Raw genomic sequence first — 9852 nt, 5'->3', positions numbered from 1 at the left:
CACTCTTGTCGAATATTATTAATAGGGCTTCACCTTCTTTCGAGTTTTTTGGGTGCTACTATTAAATTCGACAAGATTGGGGTGAAGCCCTTTTTTTATCATTAAATTCTTTGTTATATCAAGGCTTATTTTTATGAAATTTGCTTAAATTTATAAAAAGAAGATAGGCAATCGGAAAAATAAAAATAATAGATGTTTGATTGTATCTACCAATAATTAAATAACCTAAATTAAGAGCCAGCAGACTCAATAGTAAATAGAGATTTAATCTGTCTTTTTTTAAAATACTTTTCACTAAAGAAACAAAAGTAACTGCAGCAAAAAATAGGAGCTGAAATTTAATCGGTGGAATATAATAGGTGCCGCTGATTCTGTAAAATAATTTCAGATAGAAAATTTTTAGGTTTTCTAATTTGGATAAAAATGAGTCCAGAACTCCTAAGCCGGCTCCATAACTGCTGTAATTACTGATAAATTCAGGATCAAAATGAAAACTTAGATAAATGAAAAGACCTGAAATAAGTATCAAAGTCCCTCCAAAACTGATATAATTTTTAAAAGTAGTTTTTTGGTTAAAAATTAAATTCCAGCTGTAGATTATAATAAATGGAAGGCCAACAATAAGAGCATTGGGATGAAAACCTATTGCTGATCCTAATATTAACCCCAGAACAATATCTTTTTTTATGGAATAGCTAAAGTTTGACTGTAGGTAAGAAAGATATGTATTTTCGGAATCAATATTTTTTATAAAATAATAGAGTGAAGACAGTAAAATTAGAACTAAAATACTTTCCTGACGGGCCAGGTGTGAACTATAAATAAAGTGAATATCTGCTGCCAGAATAATTAAAGCTCCCAGACTTAGTTTTTTTGATTTAGTAATTAAAAAAGAAATCTTATAAAAAACAAAAAGGCTCAGACTGCCGGCTAATAGTGAAATCAGGCGAAAAGTAAAAACCCGATAGTTGAAAGTTTTGATAAAGATAATCTGCAGTAGGTGGAAAAATATTTTTACTGCATGTGGATTACGCGGCAGCAGATCAAAAAAAGCTTCAGTACTTGCTAAATTTTCAGTCTCCATAATCTGTCTGGAGAGCCCACTCAGCCAGGCTTCATCAGAGTGGATGAAAGGAAAATTTGTGAGAAAAAACAGGTTGATAAGAAAGAAAATTATAATTAAATGCCAGGCTTTAATTTTTTTAAATGTTTTTTTAAATAAACTATACATAGTAAGACTCCCTTAGAAAATTTTTATTAAGATTATTATAGCATAGATGTTTACTATATTTAAATATTTGTAGATAAATTCGCAAACAATCATTAAAGAACGTTAATCAAAATAGTTACAATCCGGGCTTCATTTGATAATTGAATGTACTATTAATAAATGTTATAACCATAAAGGCTTAATATGTCTTATAATATTAATAGAGATTGTTCTAATTTTAACAATATAAATTTGGAGGTGGAAAAATGAAAAAAACAGCAAAGTTATTATTTGTTTTACTAGCTTTTGCGATTATTCTCACAGGTTGTGAAGCAGATATTTCTGTTCCCGGAGAAGTGGGGCAGGATATAATCACAGCAGATGAAGCTCTTAAAATGATTGAAGAAGAAGAGGTAGTTATAGTTGATACTCAAAAATCTGGAGAATTTGAAGATCATCATTTAGAAGGTGCTGTAAATATTGCTAGAAATGATATCACAACTTTTGGGCCTTATCCCAATATGCTGGCAGATACATCTAAAGTGGAATCTTCTTTAGGAGATAATGGTATCTCAAATCAGTCAAAGGTACTTATTTATGATAATAACAATAATATGGACGCAGCCCGCTTATGGTGGACAATGCTGGTTTACGGGCATGAAACTAATAATATGAAGGTCATAAGTGGTGGATTAAATGCTTTAGAAGATGCTGGCGCAGATTTTACTTCTGGTGAATATGAAGCTGAGGCTGTGGAATATACAGCGGCCGAAAAAAATGAAGATTTAATTGCTACTAAAGAAGAGGTATTAGCTCAAGCAAATAATCCAAGTGATGGTGTTGTAATATTAGATGTTAGAACTACAGATGAAGTTAGTCAGGGAATTATTCCCGGTGCTATTCATATTAATTATGTAGATAATAATAAGGATAATGGAGAATTTTATCCACCAAGTTATATTCAAAGATATTATCCTGATAATGATATCACACCAGATAAAAAGGTTATTATGTACTGTCAGACTTCCATTAGAGCTGCACAGAGCTTTATAGTTTTACATAATGCTGGTTATAGAGATTTAAAGCTTTACGATGGTGCCTGGATCGAGTGGTCATCAGATAGTTCTGTACCAAAGGCGATGCCAACCGGTGCACCTGCAGAACCGAGTGCTCAGGATGGTTCTTAAAGATTTTAAGTATGATGCAGAATAAAATATAAGGGTTCTCGACTAATGTTGAGAACTTTTATTTAAACAAGTTTGTGAAATATATTTTATTTTATTTATTTTTTAAGTTCAATTTAACATTGCAATTTAAGAGTTTAATTTAATTCAATTATTATCAAAAAAATTAGGAGGAATAAGAATGAGAAAAAGAAGGATTTTATTATCAATTGCACTAGTGGTTATGGCTTTGCTGGTAGTTTCAACATCGGTTTTTGCAGCTGCAGATGTGTTAGAAGATGCAGTTAACGATTATTTTGCAAATCTTCCTTCAGATAATGCAATGATTGGACAGGAAGCTTTTGTAGAGCAGGTTAAAGCTGGAGAAGATCTTTTTGTTTTAGATATTAGACAGCCTGATGTTTATAATGAGGGACACATTAAAGGTGCAGTTAATATCCCCTGGGGTCCTGAAGCAATTCCAGCTGCTTTAGATATGCTTCCTGCTGACAAAACAATTTATGTTTACTGTTATACAGCTCAGACTGCTAATCAGACAGTTGCCTTGTTAAACTTTGCTGGTTTTGAAGCAAAGTCAGTTAAATTTGGCTGGAATTTGGGTATTACTCGAGTTGATGGTTATGAGGAAGCTGTAGAAACTGAAGCAAATGAACTTGCTGGAACAACAGGTTATGAAATCAATGCTGATATAAAAACTGCAATTGAAGATTACTATGCAGGTTTAGCAGATGTTAGTGACACAATGTATAAAAACTATAAGATTTCGGAAGATATGTTGAAAATGGCCATAGATTCCGATGCTGATATGATGGTAGTATCTATCAGACAGTCTGGTGCTTTTGCTGAAGGACATATTGAAGGTGCAGTAAATATCCCCTGGGGTGCTGGTATGGAACAGTACTTTGGTCAACTTCCACAGGATCAGAAGTTAGTTGTTTACTGTTATACAGGTCAAACTGCAGGTCAGGCAGTAGCAGGTTTAAGAATGTTAGGTTATGATGCTGTATCACTTAATGGTGGTATGGGTACTCCTGCTAATGAGCCTCATGGTTGGACTAACAAAGGTTATGAAGTAGTTCAGTAAAAGATAATTAAGTTTAAATGTTTAATATAAGAATTGATAATAATATAAAATAGGAGCCCATTTGGGCTCCTATAATTTTTTTGCTAAGTATTTTTGAAATTAATTCATTGTTTTTCAAATTAATTTTAATCAATTTGATTATGAATAATATCCATAATCTCATTTTTAACTTCGAAATAATCTTCATTATAAATTACTTCTTTACTTCCTTTTTCAAAAATCTGATTTGTGAAATTCACATTAAAAATTTCTATTATTTCCCCTGGCTGTTTAGACATTACTACAACTCTATTGGCAAGTAAAAGAGCCTCATCCACATCATGAGTAATAAAGAAGATAGTAGTATTATTTTCTTCCCAGATATTACGGATTAAATTCTGCATATTTTCTCTGGTTAAAGCATCCAGAGCACCAAAGGGTTCATCCATCAAAACAACCTGAGGATAATTAGCCAGAACTCTGGCAATAGCCACTCGCTGTTTCATTCCCCCGGATAATTCGAATGTATAATTTTCACCAGCACCGCTTAAATTTACCTCATTTAAGAAATATTCTCGAATATCTTTAATTTCAGCCTTAGGTAGATCACGCATTTTAGGACCAAATTCAACATTTTCATTGACCGTCATCCAGGGGTAAAGGGTAGGAGACTGAAAGACTACCCCTCTATGCCAGTCAGGCCCATCAACTTCTTCACCCTGCATTAAAACCCTGCCAGATGTAGGCTTTATATAACCTGCAATACATTTGAGCAGAGAACTCTTTCCACAGCCGGAAGGTCCTAAAACACAGATGAATTCCCCTTTATTAATTTCTAAGTCAATTTTTTTTAGAGCCAGAGTAGAGTTGATGCTTTCTCCATATTCTAAACTCAAATTATTGATTTTGATTAAGCTCTCTTTTTTTGCTTGAGCAGTCATAAAATATATCCTTTCCTGATCAACTATAGATATTAATTAAATTAATTATTTTGATCATTTTCTAATGACATTTTTATATATTCAGGATTAACATATTCATTAAAAGTTTCCTGTGAAGGAGATTCTTCGATAGAATCCTGAGCCTGAAGAAAGTCAGAAGTATCTTTCATTACTTGAGCAAAGTTTCCGGGGTCATCTACTGTACCAAAGAAATCTTCATTTAAAAGTTCTTCTCTGGTTTTCCAGGTTGTACCCCGCATTTGATGTAGAGCCACTTCAGCTTCAAGTCCTAATTCATTACCTGCAATTTCTGCAGCTCGTTCGGGATTATTTCTATAAATATCTCCTGCTTCACTTAAAGTAGAAATAAAATCAGCTACTAATTGGGGATATTCTTCCGCAAAGTCACTGCGAACCACTTCTACATTTGCTGTGATATAACCTTTGTCAGCCATTTTTTTACTATCAGTTAAAGTAGAACCGCTTTTTAAGAGCTGAGCTAAAGTTGGCTGCCAGGTATAAGCTGCCTGAATATCACCACGTTCCCAGGCTGCAACAATTTCGGCAGTCTGCATATCTAAGAGCTGAACATCTTCTTCAATTTCTGCTTCTTTTAGCACATTTAAAAGAATATAATGAGCTGTAGAAGCAAATGGAACAGCAATTCTCTCGCCAACTAAATCTGTAACTTCTTCAATTCCAGAACCATCTTTTATTGCTAGAGCTTCATTTTCACCAAGAACTTCATGGATCCAGATTAATTCAACATTGAGATCTCTGGCCAGAGCAGTAATAGCATTTGTGTTGCCCATTGTTGCAAAATCAATACTGCCAGAAGCAAGGGCTTGATTAGCTTCTACACCGGAGTCAAAGACTCTGGTATTAACTTCAATCCCGCGGTTAGTGAAGTATTCATCGAAAAAACCCTCTGCAATGGCTATAGTTTCATCATTAGGAACTCTTAAAATACCAAAATTAATTTCTTCTGGTAGAGATTCTTGACTGACTGTATTTTCATTTTGTGCCTGATCATTACCACAGGCGGTTAGAGTTAATGCCAGAGCTGAAATTAAAAAGATTAATAATATTTTTTTTAAGCTGCTTTTTTTCATTTTTTTTCCCCCATGTTCTTAATACGTTACGTCAAATCTAATAATTTTATATAAATAAATATTTTTTATTTTAAATATGACCTTTCCAAAAGATAATTTTTCTTTCTAAAAATCTTAAACCTGCATCAATAATAACACCTGTAATTCCCATAATTATTATTCCAACAAAAATTACATCACTTTTTAAAAAATTAGAAGCATCTAAAACCATCCAGCCAATACCAGAAGTAGCGGCAACCATTTCTGAGGAAACAAGGGTTGTATAAGCAACACCAAAGGCTGTTCTAATTCCGGTAAAGATTTCAGGGAGTGAAGCAGGGAGTACAATTTTTAGAAAGACGTCTTTTTGATTTGCTCCTAGTGACTTGGCACTCAAGACAAAATCCTGATTTAATTTTCTAACTGCAGAAACACAGGCAATATATATAGGTGCAAAGGCAGCTAAAAACAGGAGGATTTGTTTGGAAGTATCATCAATACCAAACCAGAGTATTAAAAGAGTGTAATATGCCAGTGGTGGAAGTGGGCGATAAAATTCTACCACAGAATCAAGTACTGCTTCGATTTTATCAAAATATCCGCTTAATAGTCCTAAAGGGACTGCAGTGGAAATTGCAAAAAATATAGCAACAAATAATCGTTTAAAGCTGGCACCTAAATGAACCCAGATAGGTACACCATTATAACCATTTTCTAAAATTCTTAAAAAAGCTTTCCAGACCCTGGCAGGTCCCGGCAGTAGAGTCGGAGTAAAAATACCCAATCTGGTGATTACATACCAGATAAGAAAAATAGATCCCCAGGTTAATATAGTTAGTGCTTTTTCTGTCTTAGTTTTTTTATTTTCAGCAGTCTTTCGGCTGATATTTTGGTTGGCGGCCTGAGCTGAAGAGTTATTATCCTGTTTTTCTGCATTTTTATTATTTAAAGCCATTCTTTACACGTCCTTATAATTAAGAAAATCTTTTTGAACATTAGTTATATACTATCATCAAAGATATCATATTTATTATAAATTATCAATTTGAAGACTCCTGATTAAAGTTTAAAAGACCACCAGTTTAACCCTGATGGCCTATGATTAGGGTACCGAGCTCACAAATTCAAATTTCAAGAACTCGGCACTTATATATATTGGAAATTTAATCCAGGTACCCGGTACCAGGATTATTCAAAGTTATACTCAGTTACAATTTTTTTGCGATCAGTTGTCTGATCTAAGAAATATTCATAGAAACAAATTCCCAGATAGGATCCAGAGATGTTAATTACATTATCAAAATCTCTACCTTGAAGTGCTAAACAGGCGTTATAACTTCTCTGGCCTGAGCGGCAGTGTAAGTATACAGGTCTATCTTTGGGAATCTCATCAGTTCTTTCTCTTAATTCACTTAAAGGAATATTAACTGAGTTAATTAGATGTCCTGCTTCATATTCATCTTTTTCTCGTACATCTACAATAAAAGCATCTTTTTCTACTAATCCCCTAACCTTAGTTACCGGTACCTGATTGTAACGGTTGTTGATTAAATTGGTAGCTACTAATGTTGATTGGTTAACTGCATTTCTTGGAGTAGAGAACAGAGGTGCATAAGCAAGTTCTGATTCCGTTAAATCTTCAACTGTTGCATCCATTAAGATTGAAGTTGCCATGACATCAATTCTCTTGTCTACATTACCTTTACCTACTGCTTGAGCACCAAGAATTTTACCTGTTGGTACTTCATATAATAATTTAAAATGTAACGGATTAGCATCTGGCATTAAACCAACTTTATCTGTTGGAATTATATAAACAAAATCATAAGAAATGCCGGCATTTTTAAGCTGTTTTTCATTTAGACCTGTTGCCGCAGCATTGTAATCAAAGGCTCTGATTACAGAAGTGCCAATAACTCCATTATTTTTAGTAGGGATATTATAGATATGATTGGCGGCTGATCTCGCCTGCCTTTGAGCAGGTCCCGCAAGAGGTAATCTTGTTTTAGATCTTGCAATCTTAGAATAAACTTCAATTACATCTCCTACAGCATAAATATCTGGATCACTTGTAACATAATTATGATTTACTTCAATTCCACCGGTTTCTCCAATTTTAAGTCCTGCATCCTCAGCAAGTTTAGTTTCGGGACTAACACCGATTGCTAAAATAACAGCTTCAGCCTCAATTTTTTTACCAGATTTTAAAACAACATGATTATCATGTACTTCGGTTAGAGGGTCAGATAAAACTACATTAACCCCATTATCATGAAGTTCTTTTTGAATAATCTGAGCCATATCAAAATCAAAAGGCTGCAGCACCTGATCCATGGCTTCAACTAATGCTACATTCTTGTCAGAATGAATAAAGTTTTCAGCAATTTCAACACCAATATAACCAGCACCGATTACTGCAACATTTTCTACATTATTGTTTTCAACATATTTATTTAATTTATCAATATCAACAACGTTTCTGATTGTAAATACATTATCATTATTTACACCTTTTATACTCTGAGGTTTAATTGGATTTGCTCCTGGAGAGAGGACTAGCTTATCATAATCTTCAGTATAAGTTTCCTCAGTCTCCAAGTTTTTAACTTCAACAGTTTTTTCATACCTATTAATTCTTTTAACCTCATTATTAACTCTAGCATCAATATTGTACTGTTCAGCAAACTTGGAAGGACACATTAAAACTAAATCATCACAGTCTCTAACAACCCCGCTTAAGTGATAGGGAAGAGCACAGTTAGAAAATGAAACATGTGGTCCACGTTCAAACATAATAATTTCTGCATCTTCGTCCAACCTTCTTGCTCTAGCAGCTGTACCAGCTCCACCAGCTACTCCCCCAACAACTAAAATCTTTTTACTCATATTTTATTCCTCCTGTAAATTTTATTATAAAATCGCCGTTTAAGAAATTAGATACCTTTTGTCTTAGACAGCATGTTGCTTGTTATCTTTAAAATACTTTTTCACTGAACTTATTACTGATTAATCCACCGATAATCATGAAAACCAGGAATACCCAGCCTGAGAGTGAAAAGTTAGATATTGGAGTATATAAGGCTCCAACATTACATCCCTGAGCAAGTCGAGTACCAAAACCCATGGATAAACCACCAAGAGCATACATTAAACCCTGCTTTCTGGTGATGTGCAGTTCAGAGCTGAAGAATTCCATAAACTTGCCGGCAGTTAAAAGATAAATAATGGCTCCAATTAAAATACCGAAGTTCTGGACAGAAATTTGATGTTCAAAAAAAGGTGTAGAAAAAGAACTTGCAGATAACTTTGTGAATTCTGCCAGACTTTCTGCGGAAATACCAAATAACATTAATATTTTACCAAACCAAATACCATAGGGCTGCGAAACTCCCCAACCATATCCAGTTACTCCCATCATAATTGTTACAATAATGGCTAATGCAATTCCTCCCTGTTTTAATGTCCAGGGTTTTTCAAATAAGTGATAATATGTGTCAGCACTGAATAATTTAAAATTCTTTAAATCCATTGGCTCTAAATTTTCCTGAATTCTTTCGATCTCCAAACCAATATATTCACCTGTTTTTTTCTTGTGTTTTTCATACATGTAAGACAGGATAGTAAAAAGAAGACATAAGGCTCCGAGAGCAAGTAGACCTCCTAAATACCCTTCAAAACCATCTCCCTGAAATAAGTCAGGTAGAAAAACTCCTCCCATGGTTCTATAACCAATATATGTACTAAACCATGATTCCTGAATCCAGCTTGCAGTATACTGAATTGGAAAACCAATAAAGACTCCAAACATAAAGAAAATTAAGGTTGTAAATGCACGGGGGAGAGCCTGCGGTAAGTCTGTCAGAACTCCACTTGCACAGCAAACAGAAATAGACATCCCAAAACCAAATAAAAATCCTCCCAGCATTAAGCCAATATTAATTGGTTTGATCCAGAGATGATAACTAGCGGGATCTTTCCCAAATAAAAAGGCTGTCATTAATACAGCTGTAATAAAAAACATAAACATTAGAGTTCTCATTAACTTAGTTGAGCCAGTTCTATAAGCCCTGTTTACACTACCTGCAAAGCCGGTATAGGCTCTTGCTAGAGCATAACCTAATCCTGATCCCATTAATAATCTAAAAAATAAAATATCTGTTTCTAACCAGAATTTTGCTGCTGTCAGGACTAAAATTACAGCTATTAATCCTAAAACTTTTTCAAATTTTTTCATTAAAAAATTTCCTCCTTATAATTTTTGAATATTATAGTCGTTTGTATAATGTCTAAGGCCCGAAATAACAGGGCTCTCGACATAAATTTTTGGTGACTTCCTCCTTAAGATATGGTATAATATAGTTAG

General features: G+C 33.9%; 8 protein-coding genes. 2 read left to right on the top strand and 6 right to left on the bottom strand.

The window, feature by feature from the left end; translation table 11 throughout:
• Positions 1-118: 118 nt before the first annotated feature.
• Positions 119-1231, bottom strand: coding sequence for an ArnT family glycosyltransferase (locus tag C7958_RS15090; RefSeq protein WP_111573498.1), 1113 nt, complete (start codon positions 1229-1231; stop codon positions 119-121).
• A 245-nt stretch (positions 1232-1476) separates the two neighbouring features.
• On the opposite strand from C7958_RS15090, the gene C7958_RS15085 reads away from it, so the two are divergent.
• Positions 1477-2397 (top strand): sulfurtransferase, encoded by a 921-nt coding sequence (locus C7958_RS15085; RefSeq protein ID WP_111573497.1) that lies wholly within the window; start codon positions 1477-1479, stop codon positions 2395-2397.
• Between the two features lie 178 nt (positions 2398-2575).
• Positions 2576-3478: a rhodanese-like domain-containing protein gene (locus C7958_RS15080; protein ID WP_111573496.1), complete on the top strand. Its 903-nt coding sequence runs from the start codon at positions 2576-2578 to the stop codon at positions 3476-3478.
• A gap of 125 nt (positions 3479-3603) precedes the next feature.
• On the opposite strand, the gene C7958_RS15075 is transcribed toward C7958_RS15080, so the two are convergent.
• From C7958_RS15075 to C7958_RS15055, 5 genes are all read right to left on the bottom strand, one after another.
• Positions 3604-4398, bottom strand: a complete 795-nt coding sequence (locus C7958_RS15075; protein WP_111573495.1) for an ABC transporter ATP-binding protein — start codon at positions 4396-4398, stop codon at positions 3604-3606.
• Between the two features lie 41 nt (positions 4399-4439).
• The gene (locus tag C7958_RS15070; protein WP_111573494.1) at positions 4440-5510 is read right to left on the bottom strand and encodes a taurine ABC transporter substrate-binding protein; all 1071 of its coding nucleotides are present in this window, start codon (positions 5508-5510) and stop codon (positions 4440-4442) included.
• Between the two features lie 70 nt (positions 5511-5580).
• Positions 5581-6444 (bottom strand): ABC transporter permease, encoded by an 864-nt coding sequence (locus tag C7958_RS15065; protein ID WP_111573493.1) that lies wholly within the window; start codon positions 6442-6444, stop codon positions 5581-5583.
• Between the two features lie 233 nt (positions 6445-6677).
• Positions 6678-8375, bottom strand: coding sequence for an FAD-dependent oxidoreductase (locus C7958_RS15060; protein ID WP_111573492.1), 1698 nt, complete (start codon positions 8373-8375; stop codon positions 6678-6680).
• Positions 8376-8463: 88 nt separating this feature from the next.
• Complete coding sequence (locus tag C7958_RS15055; protein WP_111573491.1) at positions 8464-9723, bottom strand: YeeE/YedE family protein; 1260 nt, start codon at positions 9721-9723, stop codon at positions 8464-8466.
• Between the last annotated feature and the right edge of the window lie 129 nt (positions 9724-9852).

This window comes from Halanaerobium saccharolyticum (assembly GCF_003259895.1).
Classification (GTDB): Bacteria; Bacillota; Halanaerobiia; order Halanaerobiales; family Halanaerobiaceae; genus Halanaerobium; species Halanaerobium saccharolyticum_A.
The sequence above is the reverse complement of the archived record's forward strand: the minus strand, read 5'-3'. Positions and strand labels throughout refer to the sequence as shown.

Coding starts and splice junctions, on each gene's coding strand:
- C7958_RS15090 (WP_111573498.1), bottom strand. CDS start 1,231: ATGTATAGTTTATTTAAAAAAACATTTAAAAAAATTAAAGCCTGGCAT.
- C7958_RS15085 (WP_111573497.1), top strand. CDS start 1,477: ATGAAAAAAACAGCAAAGTTATTATTTGTTTTACTAGCTTTTGCGATT.
- C7958_RS15080 (WP_111573496.1), top strand. CDS start 2,576: ATGAGAAAAAGAAGGATTTTATTATCAATTGCACTAGTGGTTATGGCT.
- C7958_RS15075 (WP_111573495.1), bottom strand. CDS start 4,398: ATGACTGCTCAAGCAAAAAAAGAGAGCTTAATCAAAATCAATAATTTG.
- C7958_RS15070 (WP_111573494.1), bottom strand. CDS start 5,510: ATGAAAAAAAGCAGCTTAAAAAAAATATTATTAATCTTTTTAATTTCA.
- C7958_RS15065 (WP_111573493.1), bottom strand. CDS start 6,444: ATGGCTTTAAATAATAAAAATGCAGAAAAACAGGATAATAACTCTTCA.
- C7958_RS15060 (WP_111573492.1), bottom strand. CDS start 8,375: ATGAGTAAAAAGATTTTAGTTGTTGGGGGAGTAGCTGGTGGAGCTGGT.
- C7958_RS15055 (WP_111573491.1), bottom strand. CDS start 9,723: ATGAAAAAATTTGAAAAAGTTTTAGGATTAATAGCTGTAATTTTAGTC.